The sequence below is a fragment of the Streptococcus nakanonensis genome (assembly GCF_059738785.1).
In genome coordinates this window covers 816,484-830,384 of the sequence record NZ_AP027139.1, presented here as the reverse complement: position 1 = coordinate 830,384, position 13,901 = coordinate 816,484, and the positions used below count along the sequence as shown (strand labels likewise).

Here is a 13,901-nt window from a genome sequence, read left to right as displayed (position 1 = left end):
TGAGTATGAATTGAACATCCTATCTATTTTCTATAAATCAAGGCTGTAATACTTTCAATCCTTGTCATTTTGTGTTATCATGTAGAGGTAATGAAAGGAGAGAAAATGTCTGCTATAGAACGTATTACAAAAGCTGCTCACTTAATTGATATGAATGATATTATCCGCGAGGGGAATCCAACTCTACGCGCGGTTGCTGAGGAAGTTACTTTCCCCCTATCTGACCAGGAAATCATCCTAGGCGAAAAGATGATGCAATTCCTTAAACATTCCCAAGATCCCGTCATGGCTGAAAAAATGGGACTCCGCGGTGGTGTTGGACTGGCTGCTCCTCAGTTGGATATCTCAAAACGCATTATCGCTGTGTTGGTACCTAATATTGTTGAAGAAGGTGAAACTCCAAAGGACGCCTACGACTTACAAGCCATTATGTACAATCCAAAAATCGTCTCTCACTCGGTTCAAGACGCTGCTCTTGGTGAAGGAGAAGGTTGCCTGTCTGTAGACCGCAACGTGCCTGGCTATGTTGTTCGCCATGCCCGCGTTACTGTTGACTACTTTGACAAAGATGGAGAAAAACACCGTATCAAACTCAAAGGCTACAACTCCATCGTTGTTCAGCATGAAATTGACCACATTAACGGTATCATGTTTTACGATCGTATCAATGAAAAAGACCCATTTGCAGTTAAAGATGGTTTACTGATTCTAGAATAAAGAAAATCCCGTTGCAAGACGGGGTTTTGTGTTATAATAGAGGCATGAAAACAAATGATATTGTCTATGGCGTCCACGCCGTTACCGAAGCCCTCCTTGCAAATACTGGAAACAAACTCTACCTCCAAGAAAATCTCCGAGGTAAGAATCTTGAGAAAGTCAAGGAACTGGCTACAGAAAAGAAGGTGTCCATTTCTTGGACCTCAAAAAAATCCCTCTCTGAGATGACTGAAGGTGCTGTCCACCAAGGTTTTGTTTTACGAGTGTCCGAATTTGCCTATAGCGAGCTAGATCACATCCTTTCCAAAACACGCCAAGAAGAAAATCCTTTGCTATTGATTCTGGATGGTTTGACTGACCCTCACAACCTAGGATCCATCCTGAGAACAGCCGATGCGACCAATGTTTCAGGTGTCATCATTCCCAAGCACCGTGCTGTAGGTGTTACCCCCGTCGTTGCCAAAACGGCCACAGGTGCTATCGAGCACGTTCCCATCGCCCGAGTGACCAATCTGAGCCAAACTCTGGACAAAGTCAAGGATGAAGGCTTCTGGACCTTTGGAACGGATATGAACGGTACTCCTTGCCATAAGTGGAATACAAAAGGGAAAATCGCCCTCATCATCGGAAATGAAGGAAAAGGCATCTCTAGCAACATTAAAAAACAGGTCGATGAAATGATTACCATTCCCATGAATGGCCATGTTCAAAGCCTTAATGCCAGTGTTGCTGCGGCCATTCTCATGTACGAAGTTTTCCGAAACAGACTATAAAAAAGTTTCCAGTCATCTGATTGGAAACTTTTTTATGATTAACTATGTTCTGTGATAAATTTATAGGCTTCTTGACCAGCGATAGCTCCATCTCCAACCGCTGTTGTTACTTGGCGAAGGTCTTTCTGGCGAACATCTCCAACTGCAAAGATACCGTCAACTGCAGTTTTCATGTGGTTATCTGTCACAATCCAGCCTGCCTGATCTTGGATATTCAATTCTTTAACAAAATCGCTAAGAGGGTCCAATCCAACATAGATAAAGACGCCACCGAAGGCTTGTTCTGTCACTTGACCTGTTTTCACATTTTCAAATACGACAGATTCTACTCGGTTTTCACCCTTGATTTCCTTCACTACAGAATCCCAGATAAAGCTGATTTTCTCATTCGCAAAGGCGCGGTCTTGTAAAACTTTTTGGGCACGAAGTTGGTCACGACGGTGAACAATGGTAACAGTCTTAGCAAAACGAGTCAAGAAGAGGGCTTCTTCGACAGCTGAATCTCCGCCACCAACTACCAACAAATCTTGGTCACGAAAGAAAGCACCATCACACACGGCACAGTATGAAACACCACGACTGTTTAGTTCTTCTTCTCCAGGCACTCCCAAAGGACGGTGTTTAGAACCAGTTGCTACGATAACGGTACGTGTTTCATATGTTTGGTCATCAGTAATCACTTTCTTAAAATCACCATGGTCTTCGACATTTCCAACATAACCATAAATGTGCTCAACACCGAGATTTTCAAGTGGTTCAAACATCTTTTCAGCCAATTCTGGTCCACTAATATTAGCGTATCCGGGGTAATTTTCAATATCAGATGTATTATTCATCTGACCACCTGGCAGACCACCTTCAATCAAGGCTACTTTCAAATTGCTTCGAGCAGCATACAAGGCCGCAGTCATCCCTGCAGGTCCAGCACCGATAATAATAGTATCGTACATATAGTTTCCTTCTTTCTTGTTGTAACTATCTTTATTCTAACTCTTTCTTGTCAATCAAGCAAGGATTATGCCTTGAAAACAAGAATTAAACTCATAACCGCAAAGGATAATACTGGAACGACCAAGACTCCAATCATAATCATATCATAGAGATGGGCTTGACGAGCCTTAGCTGTCTTATCAACTCCCGACATGGCTCTTAGTCCAATCCAAATCCCTAAAAAAATCAGGACAAGGATGGTGGTCAAGATCAAACTCTCGAAATATAAAGAAAATAGTTGCAGTAGCATGATTTCTCTCATTTCTTTCTTTTTTAAAGAGTAAACTCAGCTAGTCCAGCTAACTGAGTTTTCCTTTATCTATTATATCAAATATAAGTCCGTTTGTAACTAGCAAAGAATTCTTTTGTCCGCTCTTCTTTAGGATGGTGGATAATCTCATCCGGTGTTCCAGACTCGATGATTTTCCCCTTATCTAAGAAGAGAATCTTATCAGCCACTTGGGCTACAAAGGACATGTCATGACTGACTAAAATCATAGTCTGTCCTGACTTAGCAGCATCCGCAATAGACTTCTCTACTTCACCGACCAATTCTGGGTCAAGGGCTGAAGTTGGTTCGTCTAAGAGCAAGACATCTGGTTTCATAGCAAGCGCACGCGCTAGAGCAACCCGTTGCTTTTGTCCACCTGATAAATGGCGAGGGTAATGGTTTTCACGATCAGAAAGCCCAACCTTAGCCAACTCTTCCTTGGCAATCTTAGTCGCTTCTTGGTCAGATAATTTCTTGACAACAACCAAGCCTTCTTTCACATTATCAAGTGCTGTTCGGCGTTCAAACAAATTAAACTGTTGGAAAACCATAGACAGCTTACGGCGTAGGGCAAGGATTTCTTCTTGAGTGATTTTAGAAAAATCAACTGAAAAATCATCAATCTGAATCGAGCCACTGTCAGGTGTTTCAAGATAATTGAGACTACGAAGAAAAGTTGATTTTCCAGCTCCTGAAGAACCTATCAAGGCTACAACTTCCCCTTTTTGAATATCCAAGTCCAGATGATCCAAGACAGTCTGTCCTGAAAAGGATTTACTTAAATTCGAAATCTTAATCATTAACGAAGGTCTCCTTTCACATCTGTTTGCACTGTATCGGGTGCAGAGATAGCCATTTTTCTCTCGATGAAACGACCGAGGCTTTCAATTCCGATATTGACTACCCAATAAACAAGGGCAACGGAGATAAAGCGTTCAAAATAGCGGTAATCGGCACCACCTAAAATCTGAGCTTGGGCAAAGACTTCCACAACACCCGCACTAAAGGCTAGGGACGTACCCTTGGTCAAGCCAATTAGGGAATTGATCAAGGTTGGAGTCGCCACAACTGCCGCATTTGGAATAATCACTCGTCGATAAACTTGTGCTCGCGTCATACCCAGACTGCGTGCCGCCTCAATCTCACCAGGATTAACTGAGAGAATGGCTGCACGAATGGTTTCACTAGCATAAGCTGCCTCATTAAAGGCAAAGGCGACAATCGCAAAAGCTGCTGCTGGAATGGCATTGATATTGAGACCAGTCCCCCATTGCTGATTGAGGGCTTTCAAAGCCAAAGGAATTCCGTAGTAGGTCAACATGAGTTGCACTAAAATCGGTGTCCCTTTTAAGAAACTAACAAAGAAGGCCTGTAAGGGATATAAAATCTTGACACGATTGATCTTCACAATGGCAAAAAGAAGTGCCAAAACCAAGCCAAAAAAGGCACCACCAATTGTCAACATAATCGTTGTTGGAAGTTGTTGGACAATTCTTGGAATCCCATCAAAGACCGAACGCAGGCTAAACAGCTTGCCATCCGGAATCAATTGCATCAAGTTTTGGTACCAATCTGATGCTAAAATCGTTGTAACATTCATAAAAACATCCTCTCCTGATAATGATTCATTCTACCATACTTCTGCCGTCAATGAAATTATTTGCTACGGTCAGGTATAGACTTTGTCTACCTACTAGTTTATCATACTTTGAAACAGAGAGGTTATATATTTTATCTATCAAAGAGATAGATAAAAACTATTTCAATCCCAATTCTTCATAAGGTTTTCGATAACCGATTTGCTTAACAGTTCCATTTTCTACTAAAATCGGCCGTTTTAACAACATACCGTCGCTTGCTAGCAACTCGGCTGCTTCTTGGTTCGACAGACTTCCTACCTTATCTTTCAGCCCTAGTTCACGGTATTTGATTCCACTGGTGTTGAAAAATTGCTTCAACTCGAACCCTGAGGTTTCTAGCCAGTTTAAAATCACTTCTTGGCTAGGTGTTTCTTCCACGATATGGACGGCTTTATAGTCCACACCGAGTTGGTTTAATTCTTGTTTTGCTTTTTTACAAGTTGAACATTTTGGATATTCGATAAATTCTAACATGTCTTTCACTTTCTATTGTTTCTATCTTTAAAATCTACGCCTTCATGCTCCAAGAGCCAGGCTTTCTTTTCCACTCCTGCAGCATAACCTGTCAGACGCTTGCCTGCTCCCAGCACACGGTGACAAGGTACTAGGATAGACCAAGGATTGCGTCCCACTGCTCCACCAATTGCTTGAGCAGAAGCCACTTGCAGGTCTTGGGCTATTTGTCCATAGGTCACTGTCTGACCATAAGGAATTCCCTGTAAATAGGACCAAACTCGCTTTTCAAAATCCGTTCCGATTGGAGCCAAGGGCAAGTCGGATAAATCCCGAGACTTGCCTTTAAAGTAACCATCTAAGCAAGCAATAACTGAGTCTAAAATGGGATGACTAACAACTGCTTCTATCGTTTCATCTCCTATCCCCCTCTCAAAATGCTTCTGCTCCTGCACCCAAATTCCATACAAATAATGCTCATCAGCTACCAGTGATAGAATACCAATTGGCGAAGAGTAGAACATTTTTGCGTACTTCTTTTGCATTATTTCTTTAATTTTTGATAGGCCAAGCGTTCACCATCAACTGGAACCTTACCAACCTGTTTAAAACCTAGTTTTTCAAAAATATGCTGCATGGCCTTGTTTGCAACATGCGTATCTGAGCGAAAATCTAGATAATCAAAACCTTCAATCAAGCCCTCTAGGAAAGTCTGAGCAACCCCCTGTCCCTGAACATCTGCTGCCACAGCAATACGGTGAAAGACTAGGTACTCTGACTCCCCAGCTTGCCAGTTGCCTTCATAAATGGCTTCATAGGCTGCCTCTGGACTCTTGGTCACAGCAGCATAGGCTAATAGTTCTCCCTCTTCCAAGGCTACATAGGCTTGACCTGAGATAATATCCTCAATAATAATATCAGCATTTGGATAACCATTTTGCCACTGGTCACTACCAGCATCCGCTAAACATTTTTTAGCATCCTCCATCACCTGCATGATGGCATCTACTTCATTTGGAAAAGCTAAACGAATCTCCATCTTTTCTCCTCATTTCTGACTAGTTTCTCCCATCATAGCATAATTTAAGCCTTTTCACAAGCAGTTAAAACTTGACTTTCTGTTTTTATTATTTTATAATCTAGTTATTAAAACTAGATAAAAAGGAGTTGGAAATGAAAACTACCTTTTCCTACCCAAAATGGGCAGAAATTCCAAATATTGACCTCTATCTGGACCAGGTTTTGCTCTATGTCAATCAGGTCTGCGCCCCTATCTCTCCAGATAAAGATAAGGGTCTAACAGCATCCATGGTCAATAACTATGTCAAACATGGTTACCTGACAAAGCCTGACAAGAAAAAATACCAACGCCAACAAATTGCCCGTCTGATTGCTATCACAACCCTCAAGTCTGTCTTTTCTATTCAAGAAATAGCCCAGACACTGAATACTCTCCAAACTCAAGCAAGTTCAGACCAACTCTACGATGCTTTTGTGGACTACATGAACCAAGGAATTAATCCAGCTAACCCTATTATCCAAACCAGCTGCCAAACCGTTAAACTCTATCATCAAACTCTAGACTTAATCCATCATACTGAAGAGGAGGTAATCCGATGAACACTAGTCTTAAACTCAGCAAACAACTCAGTTTTGGAGAGGAGATTGCTAATAGCGTGACCCATGCCGTAGGTGCCGTCATCATGCTCATCTTACTCCCTATTTCATCCACCTATAGTTATGAAGCACACGGATTTTTATCATCTATCGGCGTTTCCATTTTCGTTATTAGTCTCTTTCTCATGTTCCTCTCATCCACCATTTATCACTCTATGGCCTATGGTTCGACCCACAAATATGTCTTGCGAATCATTGACCATTCTATGATTTATGTTGCCATCGCTGGATCTTACACGCCCGTCGTCTTGACCTTAATGAATAACTGGTTTGGCTATCTAATTATTGCCATTCAATGGGGAACGACCATCTTTGGTATTCTCTATAAAATCTTTGCTAAAAAAGTCAATGAGAAATTTAGCCTTGCTCTTTACCTGATTATGGGCTGGTTGGTTCTAGCTATCATTCCTGCCATTATCAGTCAAACAACACCAATTTTCTGGAGTCTCATGGTAACTGGCGGACTCTGTTATACAGTTGGAGCTGGATTTTATGCTAAGAAAAAACCTTATTTCCACATGATTTGGCATCTCTTTATCCTAGCAGCATCTACCCTCCAATACATTGCCATTGTTTATTACATGTAAAAAAGTTGAGAAACTCAGTCTCAACTTTTTTCTTTACACATATTGATAAAGTACTGGTGCAAGCGCACATCATCAGTCAATTCTGGATGAAAAGAAGTTACCAACATATTTTTTTCTTGGGCTGCAACGATTTGATTATCAACTCTTGCTAGAATTTCTACATTTTCTCCAACACTACTGATAATCGGACCGCGAATAAAGGTCATTGGAATCTGACCTACTCCCTTACATTCTGCTTCCGTATAGAAACTTCCTAGTTGGCGTCCATAGGCATTGCGCTCGATCACCATATCCATAGTTCCAAGATGACTCTCTTTCTGAGACGTGATTTCCTTAGCCAGCAAAATTAAGCCCGCACAGGTTCCAAAGGCTGGTAAGCCAGATAGAATGGCTTCTCGAATGGGAATCAGCATGTCTTGGTCTCGCAAAAGCTTGCCCATGGTTGTAGACTCACCACCAGGTAATATCAAACCTGACAAGTCACTCTGATCTTGCTGAAAATCCTCTAAATTTCTGATTTCAACATTGTCTACGCCTAATTTATCTAGCACTTTTGCATGTTCTTCAAAGGCACCTTGCAAGGTCAATATTCCGATTTTCATCTATTTTCCTCGCTCAGCCATGAGAATTTGGATTTCATTTTCATTAATACCAACCATGGCTTCTCCTAAATCTTCTGAGATTTGTGCTAGGATTTGAGGATTTCGGAAGTTAGTCACAGCTTTAACAATGGCACTCGCTCGTTTAACAGGATCTCCTGACTTGAAAATACCTGAACCGACAAAGACACCCTCTGCCCCTAATTGCATCATCAACGCAGCATCTGCTGGCGTTGCAACGCCTCCAGCCGCGAAGTTTACAACTGGCAATTTTCCATGTTCATGGACGTATTGAACCAATTCTACAGGTACTTGCAAGTCCTTAGCAGTAACATAAAGTTCGTCCTCACGTAGATTTTGAATGCGGCGAATTTCCTGATTCATCATACGCATATGACGAACAGCTTGGACGATATCCCCCGTACCCGGTTCTCCTTTTGTGCGAATCATGGAAGCACCTTCAGCGATACGACGCAAGGCTTCACCCAAGTCCTTAGCACCACAGACAAAAGGAACTTGAAATTCTTTCTTGTCCACATGGAAACGGTCATCAGCTGGAGATAGTACTTCACTCTCATCGATATAGTCAATTTCAATAGCCTCTAAAATCTGAGCTTCAACAAAATGCCCGATTCTGACCTTGGCCATTACTGGAATGCTAACCGCTTCTTGGATTTCCTTAATCATCTTTGGATCACTCATACGGGAAACGCCACCCGCAGCACGAATATCAGCTGGAATCCGCTCCAAGGCCATAACAGCAGCCGCACCAGCAGCCTCTGCAATACGGGCCTGTTCAGGGTTCTGAACGTCCATGATAACCCCACCCTTGAGCATCTGCGCCAAGTTTTTATTTAGTTCATAACGATTTTCAGTCATTTGTTTTATCCTCATCATTTGTATTGGTAGCTACCATTTCATTTTAAGTTAGATTAGAATGAATCACAAGATAGAAAAATCATAATTGTGTGGGTACAGATTAACTAAAAAACTATCTGACCTTAAAGCAAGACCAGATAGCTCATCAAATATTATTTTTCAGCTGTAAGGGCAGCCATTGTGATGTAGTTATATGGTTTGTTGAAGTGTGGCAAGAAGAATAGGTCTGTCAAGGCCAATTTTTCAATTGTTACATGCTCTTGGATAGCAAGTGAGAACATGTGGATTCCCATCGCAATTCCATGATCGTTTGATACCATTTGTGCACCAAGAATTTCACGGCTATCTTTGTCAAAGACAATCTTGATAGCTACTTCATGGTTGTCATGTTTCATAAATTCTGGTTTTTGAAGATCGTTAAATCCTGTCTCAGTTGCATTGTAACCTGCAGCTTTTGCTTTTTCAAGTGTCAAACCAGTTGAAACCATGTGAAGGCCATAGATAGAGATACCATTTGAACCTTGAACACCAATTCCTTCCAATTCATGACCACAAGCGTTGTAAGCACCAACGATACCAGTACGAACAGCATTTGAAGCAAGCGCAATGTAGCTAGTGTCTTTACGAGCATTGTCATAAACAGTCGCACAGTCACCTACAGCGTAAACGCCTGGGATAGATGTTTCTTGTTTCTTGTCTACAAGGAAGGCACCGTTGCGGAAGAGTTCAATCTTACCATCAGCAAGGGCAGTGTTTGGACGGAAACCAACTGCAAGGATAACCATATCCACGTCAAAGCTTTCTTTATCAGTAATCAAGCGTTCAACTTTACCGTCACCTTCGATTGCTTTAACAGTTTGACCAAGAGCCAAGCGGATGTTGTGGTCTTCCAAGTTCTTCGCCATCATTTGTGTGAAGTCTTTGTCATAGTAGCCGTTCAAGACAGTATCTACAATATCAACAAGAACAACTTCTTTTCCAAGACGTTCAAAGGCTTCAGCAAGTTCAACACCGATATAACCACCACCTACAACAGCGATACGGTCAAGGTGTTGGCTCTTGTCAGCCAATTTGTGAATCACTTCTTCAGCGTTTTGGTACAATTTAACGAATTGTACATTTTCAAGAGTTGCTTTAAATTCGCGGTTTCCTTTAACAATTTCAACACCTTCGATTGGTGGCAAGATTGGTGTAGAACCTGTAGCGAAAATCAATTTTTCGTATGATTCTTTGTGTTCTTTTCCTTCAACTTCTGCTGTAACGACTTTATTATCATAGTCGATTGAAAGAACTGGTGAGTTCATGTAAACCTTAGCACCTTTAGCTTCCAATTTTTCTTTATCAGAATAGAACAAGCCTTCAGCACCGTCAATTTGTTCACCAATCCAAAGAGCCATTCCACATCCTAGGAAAGAGATGTTAGAGTTTTGGTCAAATACAACGATTTCGTTCTCATTTCCAAAATTATCCAACATGGTATTAATACATGCTGTACCAGCGTGGTTAGCACCAACTACAACGATTTTACTCATAGAAAAATTCCTACCTTCAATTTTAAATTTACTCTTCTAGTATAACATTTACTGTTAGCGTTTACAAGAGTTTAGCTAATTTTCCCGATTTTTATTTGAAAAAAGACAGTAAAAAGAATTCAAATTCAAAATGGATTTATCCTACCTACCAACTCACATGTCTTGGGACGAGTATGCCTTTACAAAGGGAAAGATGAGTTTCATTGCGCAAGATTTTGACAAACTCAACATCATCACTGTTCTTGAGGGTAGAACGCAAGCTCTCATTCGTGATCACTTTCTTCGCTACGATAGAGCCGTTCGATGTCAGGTGAAAATCATTACTATGGATATGTTTAGTCCTTAATATGACTTGGCTAAACAGCTTCGCTTTCGAATTTCTAGGCTCAGGCTGAAACAGTCTCCCAGACTGTTTCACTCCCAAATGCAAAAATTGTACTTGATCGCTTTCACCCTTCGTTATTCTATTTCTAAACTCAGGCTAAAACAGTCCACTGGACTGTTTTACTCCAACACTTAAGCCGTGCTATGAGTCGTGTGCGTGTTCAAATCATGAATCAATTTGAGAGAAAATCTCATGAATACAAGGCTATCAAGCGCTACTGGAAACTCATTCAACAGGATAGTCGTAAACTTAGCGATAAGAGATTTTATCGCCCTACTTTTCGTATGCACTTAACCAATAAAGAAATCCTGGACAAGCTTTTGAGCTATTCAGAAGACTTGAAATACCACTATAATCTCTATCAGCTCTTGCTTTTCCACTTTCAGAATAAGGAACCAGAGAAATTTTTCGGACTCATTGAGGACAATCTAAAGCAGGTTCATCCTCTTTTTCAGACTGTTTTTAAAACATTTCTGAAAGATAAAGAGAAGATTGTCAATGCACTTCAGTTACCCTATTCCAACGCAAAATTGGAAGCGACTAATAATCTCATCAAACTCATCAAGCGAAATGCTTTTGGTTTTCGGAACTTTGAAAACTTCAAAAAACGGATTTTTATCGCTCTGAATATCAAAAAAGAAAGGACGAAATTTGTCCTTTCTCGAGCTTAGCTTTTCTTCAACCCACTACAGTTGACAAAGAGCCGTTCTTCCACTCTTTTCATCAACCATTATAGGTTATAAAGAGTTATTCTTAGGCACTTTAAGCCTCTTTATTTTTTTTGCGACGGCGACGTCCTACTAATCCAAGACCCAAGAAGGCACTTGTTGCTGCAGCAGCAAGCATTGTTGCTGAGCTAGTAGTTCCTGTATTTGGAAGTGATCTCTTGTTACGAGTATTAGTAGTGTTACCTTCTCCGCCTGGTTGAGTTAGGATTCTATTAATATAATCTATTCCATCTGTTTTCGCTTGTTCTAAGGCTTGAACGCTTCCTGCCTCATCTATCTTACGATTTGCTTCTGTAACTTCGTTGTCTACCAAGTCTTTTGCTGCTTGTTTTTCTGTATCTGTCAACTGGTTATTTGCCGCAATCTCACGTTTCTTAGCTTCTGCTGCTTGTTGAAGAGCTTGTTTAGCTGCATTCTTCGTTGGACCGCCTTGACCTGCGCCATTGTTATCTGTGCCGCCTTGGCCTGCGCCTTCTAAGAGAATAGACATAGAGCCCGTTCCATTCTGTAGAGACGCTAAAACAGAATCTTCATCCTTGGCTTTATCTATCTCATCCTTGGTTTTCTCAAAGATCTTATTTAATGCATCTTTAAGATGAGTCCTCTGGTCGCTATCCAAGCCTTTTAGTTTCATCAATTTTCTGAAGCGTTTCGTCTAGAGCCTTTTGAAGAACTTGTCTAGCTGCGTCTTTCTTGTTTTCTAACTCACGTCTTCTTTCTAATTCTCTTTCTCTATATTCACTTTCTCCAATCCATAAATGAGATATAGGAATTTGAAGAACTTCTAACTCCTGTTCTTGATATCCAATCAGTTTTAAACGAGCTCTACCATCTCCGCCAGGAACTGTCTCCAAAACTACGTAACTCACATCTTTATTCACGAAAAAAATATCTAAGACAGTTGTATCAGTCGTAGCATCTTCCCTATATAATCTAGTAGATAATTTTTTAGGTTTTGGGTTGATTAAGGCAATTTTTCTATCATCAAATTCATCTGTATATATCCGAAATGTATTCGGTTTAGCATTTGTGACTAACCATTTGTACAGAGCCTCAGGCCAAGTACTTCTCAAATAACTTGGGGCAGAAAGCTTCTCATCTGGCACTGGTAGTTGGTCAACAGAATATATATACTTCGAGTTGATGGCTGACGCCGCTCTATCCGTCCCTATACTAATGGGTTGCGGATCTTCCTCTTGTTTTCCTAGTTCATAGGGACTTGTCTATAAACTGCTGGTTGAGGGAGGAAGCCCGTCCTCTGATAACTTGACATTAGGCTCCTGCATTTGCTCATGGGCTCCTACTGGACTCTGAGCTAGAAAGACTGTACCTAATAATACTGTACCTAATAATACTGATGCCGCCCCAAATGCAAATTTTCTAATCGAAAAACGCTGGCGACCACTAAATGGATGTTTCATTTTAATTTCAATTCTCCTTACTATATAAACTAAATAAAACTTTGCTACCCAGCATATAGATGCTGGATGCTTTTTCTGAAACACAAATAAACTTCAATGAGAAACCTTCTCTCACTATTATCCCTTAAATTCTCTTACGATTCACTTCGATCGTGAATGTTGCGTTCACCTCTCTTTCTTTCACAAGCTTCTAAACGGAAGGCGATTCCCTTCCCATACCTGTCAATAGCATCACCTCTTTCACATCTAAATCTTTTTCTTGGATTTCGATCGATCCTCGACAAAATCTGAAAGACCTTTACCCTACTGCCCCCCAAAAGTTAGATTTTTCTACCTAACTTCTGGGGAGCACCTCCTACCTTGACAAATACCTTCTCTACCTTTTATATGATGTCATGATAAGGAACGGTTATAGGGCCTATCATCCTCTGTCAAGGGAGAAAGTCTTCTTGATTTGACTGCCGTTTTAACCTGAGGACACATCCTCATTAGCCCTTGATAACTGCTATCAGTTAGAATTTCCCTTGCTTTCGATAAATCTCGACAACTCTTTCTAAAAAGCTTCCTAATTTGCTCTTTGATTTCCATTAGAGTATCTGTTTTTAGAAATATCCAGTATTTAAGCTATCACGAGGAATTCATCACAACACACACACACACATATATATATATATATATATATATATGTGTGTGTGTGTGTTGTGATGAATTATAGGAACAAGGTCTCAAGATATGCAGTCAAATAATATAAAAGATAAGAGGCAGACTTGGCTGTCAAGACCAACTCTCCATTCTTATAAGCGACCACCTTAGTTTCGACATTGTCTGTACTATTTTGGAAGGTGTCCACTACATTGTCTCGCAAGAAAGTAGTAGAATAGGATAGAGGGAAACCTGGATGAGTTTGGGACAAAAAGATTTCAATTTTTAAAAATCTTAATTATTAAGCCCTTCAAATCTATAATTAAATGCGAAAAGCGAACAAATTAGAATTTTGATTACCAGAAAACTAGTTTTGTTCGCTTTTTATATTTGAGGTCGGACTTTTGTCCCAGCCTCATGAATCTTAGAAAAGCGCCCGTTCTTAGAGATTCCCTGCTAGTCTTCATAATCAGTGTAACACAGTTACCATATAAAGTACAGAGAAAACAGCAAATTAATGTCTAAAAATGTTTTAGTAACCATTATATACTATTATAGATTCAATCCACTATAGTAAACAATGTAAATAATCTGTATTGTATTATCA

Annotated in this window: 17 protein-coding genes and 2 pseudogenes; 5 read left to right on the top strand and 14 right to left on the bottom strand. The window is 40.5% G+C overall.

The window, feature by feature from the left end; genetic code table 11:
• Positions 1-105 precede the first annotated feature (105 nt).
• Both def and rlmB read left to right on the top strand, forming a co-directional pair.
• On the top strand, positions 106-717 hold the full coding sequence (def, locus tag AC6I9F_RS04130; protein ID WP_498022962.1) for a peptide deformylase: 612 nt from the start codon (positions 106-108) through the stop codon (positions 715-717).
• Between the two features lie 44 nt (positions 718-761).
• A complete protein-coding gene (gene rlmB, locus AC6I9F_RS04125) occupies positions 762-1,490 on the top strand; it encodes a 23S rRNA (guanosine(2251)-2'-O)-methyltransferase RlmB (protein WP_000855765.1) in 729 nt (242 codons plus the stop codon).
• Between the two features lie 38 nt (positions 1,491-1,528).
• Here rlmB and trxB read toward each other — a convergent pair whose 3' ends face one another.
• From trxB to AC6I9F_RS04090, 7 genes are all read right to left on the bottom strand, one after another.
• Positions 1,529-2,440: a thioredoxin-disulfide reductase gene (gene trxB, locus AC6I9F_RS04120; protein ID WP_498022960.1), complete on the bottom strand. Its 912-nt coding sequence runs from the start codon at positions 2,438-2,440 to the stop codon at positions 1,529-1,531.
• 65 nt (positions 2,441-2,505) lie between these two features.
• Positions 2,506-2,730: a DUF4059 family protein gene (locus AC6I9F_RS04115; protein WP_000926599.1), complete on the bottom strand. Its 225-nt coding sequence runs from the start codon at positions 2,728-2,730 to the stop codon at positions 2,506-2,508.
• 77 nt (positions 2,731-2,807) lie between these two features.
• Positions 2,808-3,551 carry an amino acid ABC transporter ATP-binding protein gene (locus AC6I9F_RS04110; RefSeq protein WP_000590965.1) on the bottom strand — a complete coding sequence of 248 codons (744 nt, stop codon included), beginning with the start codon at positions 3,549-3,551 and terminating at the stop codon, positions 2,808-2,810.
• Entirely contained in the window at positions 3,551-4,351 is an 801-nt protein-coding gene (locus tag AC6I9F_RS04105; protein WP_001103446.1) for an amino acid ABC transporter permease, read from the bottom strand. The genes AC6I9F_RS04110 and AC6I9F_RS04105 overlap by 1 nt, the downstream gene beginning before the upstream one ends.
• Before the next feature lie 157 nt (positions 4,352-4,508).
• Positions 4,509-4,865 (bottom strand): arsenate reductase family protein, encoded by a 357-nt coding sequence (locus tag AC6I9F_RS04100; RefSeq protein WP_000889092.1) that lies wholly within the window; start codon positions 4,863-4,865, stop codon positions 4,509-4,511.
• Between the two features lie 5 nt (positions 4,866-4,870).
• Complete coding sequence (locus AC6I9F_RS04095; protein ID WP_498022954.1) at positions 4,871-5,389, bottom strand: methylated-DNA--[protein]-cysteine S-methyltransferase; 519 nt, start codon at positions 5,387-5,389, stop codon at positions 4,871-4,873.
• Complete coding sequence (locus AC6I9F_RS04090; RefSeq protein WP_000405828.1) at positions 5,389-5,883, bottom strand: GNAT family N-acetyltransferase; 495 nt, start codon at positions 5,881-5,883, stop codon at positions 5,389-5,391. The genes AC6I9F_RS04095 and AC6I9F_RS04090 overlap by 1 nt, the downstream gene beginning before the upstream one ends.
• 134 nt (positions 5,884-6,017) lie before the next feature.
• On the opposite strand from AC6I9F_RS04090, the gene AC6I9F_RS04085 reads away from it, so the two are divergent.
• The gene (locus AC6I9F_RS04085) at positions 6,018-6,464 is read left to right on the top strand and encodes a DUF1836 domain-containing protein (RefSeq protein WP_498022951.1); all 447 of its coding nucleotides are present in this window, start codon (positions 6,018-6,020) and stop codon (positions 6,462-6,464) included.
• Positions 6,461-7,108: a PAQR family membrane homeostasis protein TrhA gene (trhA, locus tag AC6I9F_RS04080; protein ID WP_033681380.1), complete on the top strand. Its 648-nt coding sequence runs from the start codon at positions 6,461-6,463 to the stop codon at positions 7,106-7,108. Before AC6I9F_RS04085 ends, trhA begins: the two co-directional genes overlap by 4 nt.
• Positions 7,109-7,128: 20 nt before the next feature.
• Here the strand turns inward: trhA and pdxT are convergent, their stop codons facing one another.
• The 3 genes from pdxT to nox all read right to left on the bottom strand — a co-directional run bounded on the left by pdxT (position 7,129) and on the right by nox (position 10,118).
• Positions 7,129-7,710 carry a pyridoxal 5'-phosphate synthase glutaminase subunit PdxT gene (gene pdxT / locus AC6I9F_RS04075; protein WP_498022949.1) on the bottom strand — a complete coding sequence of 194 codons (582 nt, stop codon included), beginning with the start codon at positions 7,708-7,710 and terminating at the stop codon, positions 7,129-7,131.
• Complete coding sequence (gene pdxS, locus AC6I9F_RS04070; protein ID WP_498022948.1) at positions 7,711-8,586, bottom strand: pyridoxal 5'-phosphate synthase lyase subunit PdxS; 876 nt, start codon at positions 8,584-8,586, stop codon at positions 7,711-7,713. It abuts the gene before it with no gap.
• 152 nt (positions 8,587-8,738) lie between these two features.
• A complete protein-coding gene (nox, locus tag AC6I9F_RS04065; protein ID WP_498022946.1) occupies positions 8,739-10,118 on the bottom strand; it encodes a H2O-forming NADH oxidase in 1,380 nt (459 codons plus the stop codon).
• A gap of 115 nt (positions 10,119-10,233) precedes the next feature.
• Between nox and AC6I9F_RS04060 the strand changes: the two are divergent.
• Positions 10,234-11,174: pseudogene (locus AC6I9F_RS04060) on the top strand (transposase); the annotation flags it as partial.
• A gap of 91 nt (positions 11,175-11,265) precedes the next feature.
• Here AC6I9F_RS04060 and AC6I9F_RS04055 read toward each other — a convergent pair.
• The 4 genes and pseudogenes from AC6I9F_RS04055 to AC6I9F_RS04040 form a co-directional block, all read right to left on the bottom strand.
• Entirely contained in the window at positions 11,266-11,865 is a 600-nt protein-coding gene (locus tag AC6I9F_RS04055; protein WP_498022944.1) for a DUF1542 domain-containing protein, read from the bottom strand.
• Positions 11,843-12,337 (bottom strand): hypothetical protein, encoded by a 495-nt coding sequence (locus AC6I9F_RS04050; protein ID WP_498022942.1) that lies wholly within the window; start codon positions 12,335-12,337, stop codon positions 11,843-11,845. Before AC6I9F_RS04050 ends, AC6I9F_RS04055 begins: the two co-directional genes overlap by 23 nt.
• A gap of 117 nt (positions 12,338-12,454) precedes the next feature.
• The gene (locus tag AC6I9F_RS04045) at positions 12,455-12,652 is read right to left on the bottom strand and encodes a YSIRK-type signal peptide-containing protein (RefSeq protein ID WP_498022940.1); all 198 of its coding nucleotides are present in this window, start codon (positions 12,650-12,652) and stop codon (positions 12,455-12,457) included.
• A gap of 736 nt (positions 12,653-13,388) precedes the next feature.
• A pseudogene (locus AC6I9F_RS04040) lies at positions 13,389-13,577 on the bottom strand (thiol-activated cytolysin family protein); the annotation flags it as partial.
• Positions 13,578-13,901 lie beyond the last annotated feature (324 nt).

What these genes read in the sequence shown, in the direction of transcription:
- def (WP_498022962.1), top strand. Translation starts at nt 106, where the DNA reads ATGTCTGCTATAGAACGTATTACAAAAGCTGCTCACTTAATTGATATG.
- rlmB (WP_000855765.1), top strand. Translation starts at nt 762, where the DNA reads ATGAAAACAAATGATATTGTCTATGGCGTCCACGCCGTTACCGAAGCC.
- trxB (WP_498022960.1), bottom strand. Translation starts at nt 2,440, where the DNA reads ATGTACGATACTATTATTATCGGTGCTGGACCTGCAGGGATGACTGCG.
- AC6I9F_RS04115 (WP_000926599.1), bottom strand. Translation starts at nt 2,730, where the DNA reads ATGCTACTGCAACTATTTTCTTTATATTTCGAGAGTTTGATCTTGACC.
- AC6I9F_RS04110 (WP_000590965.1), bottom strand. Translation starts at nt 3,551, where the DNA reads ATGATTAAGATTTCGAATTTAAGTAAATCCTTTTCAGGACAGACTGTC.
- AC6I9F_RS04105 (WP_001103446.1), bottom strand. Translation starts at nt 4,351, where the DNA reads ATGAATGTTACAACGATTTTAGCATCAGATTGGTACCAAAACTTGATG.
- AC6I9F_RS04100 (WP_000889092.1), bottom strand. Translation starts at nt 4,865, where the DNA reads ATGTTAGAATTTATCGAATATCCAAAATGTTCAACTTGTAAAAAAGCA.
- AC6I9F_RS04095 (WP_498022954.1), bottom strand. Translation starts at nt 5,389, where the DNA reads ATGCAAAAGAAGTACGCAAAAATGTTCTACTCTTCGCCAATTGGTATT.
- AC6I9F_RS04090 (WP_000405828.1), bottom strand. Translation starts at nt 5,883, where the DNA reads ATGGAGATTCGTTTAGCTTTTCCAAATGAAGTAGATGCCATCATGCAG.
- AC6I9F_RS04085 (WP_498022951.1), top strand. Translation starts at nt 6,018, where the DNA reads ATGAAAACTACCTTTTCCTACCCAAAATGGGCAGAAATTCCAAATATT.
- trhA (WP_033681380.1), top strand. Translation starts at nt 6,461, where the DNA reads ATGAACACTAGTCTTAAACTCAGCAAACAACTCAGTTTTGGAGAGGAG.
- pdxT (WP_498022949.1), bottom strand. Translation starts at nt 7,710, where the DNA reads ATGAAAATCGGAATATTGACCTTGCAAGGTGCCTTTGAAGAACATGCA.
- pdxS (WP_498022948.1), bottom strand. Translation starts at nt 8,586, where the DNA reads ATGACTGAAAATCGTTATGAACTAAATAAAAACTTGGCGCAGATGCTC.
- nox (WP_498022946.1), bottom strand. Translation starts at nt 10,118, where the DNA reads ATGAGTAAAATCGTTGTAGTTGGTGCTAACCACGCTGGTACAGCATGT.
- AC6I9F_RS04055 (WP_498022944.1), bottom strand. Translation starts at nt 11,865, where the DNA reads ATGAAACTAAAAGGCTTGGATAGCGACCAGAGGACTCATCTTAAAGAT.
- AC6I9F_RS04045 (WP_498022940.1), bottom strand. Translation starts at nt 12,652, where the DNA reads ATGAAACATCCATTTAGTGGTCGCCAGCGTTTTTCGATTAGAAAATTT.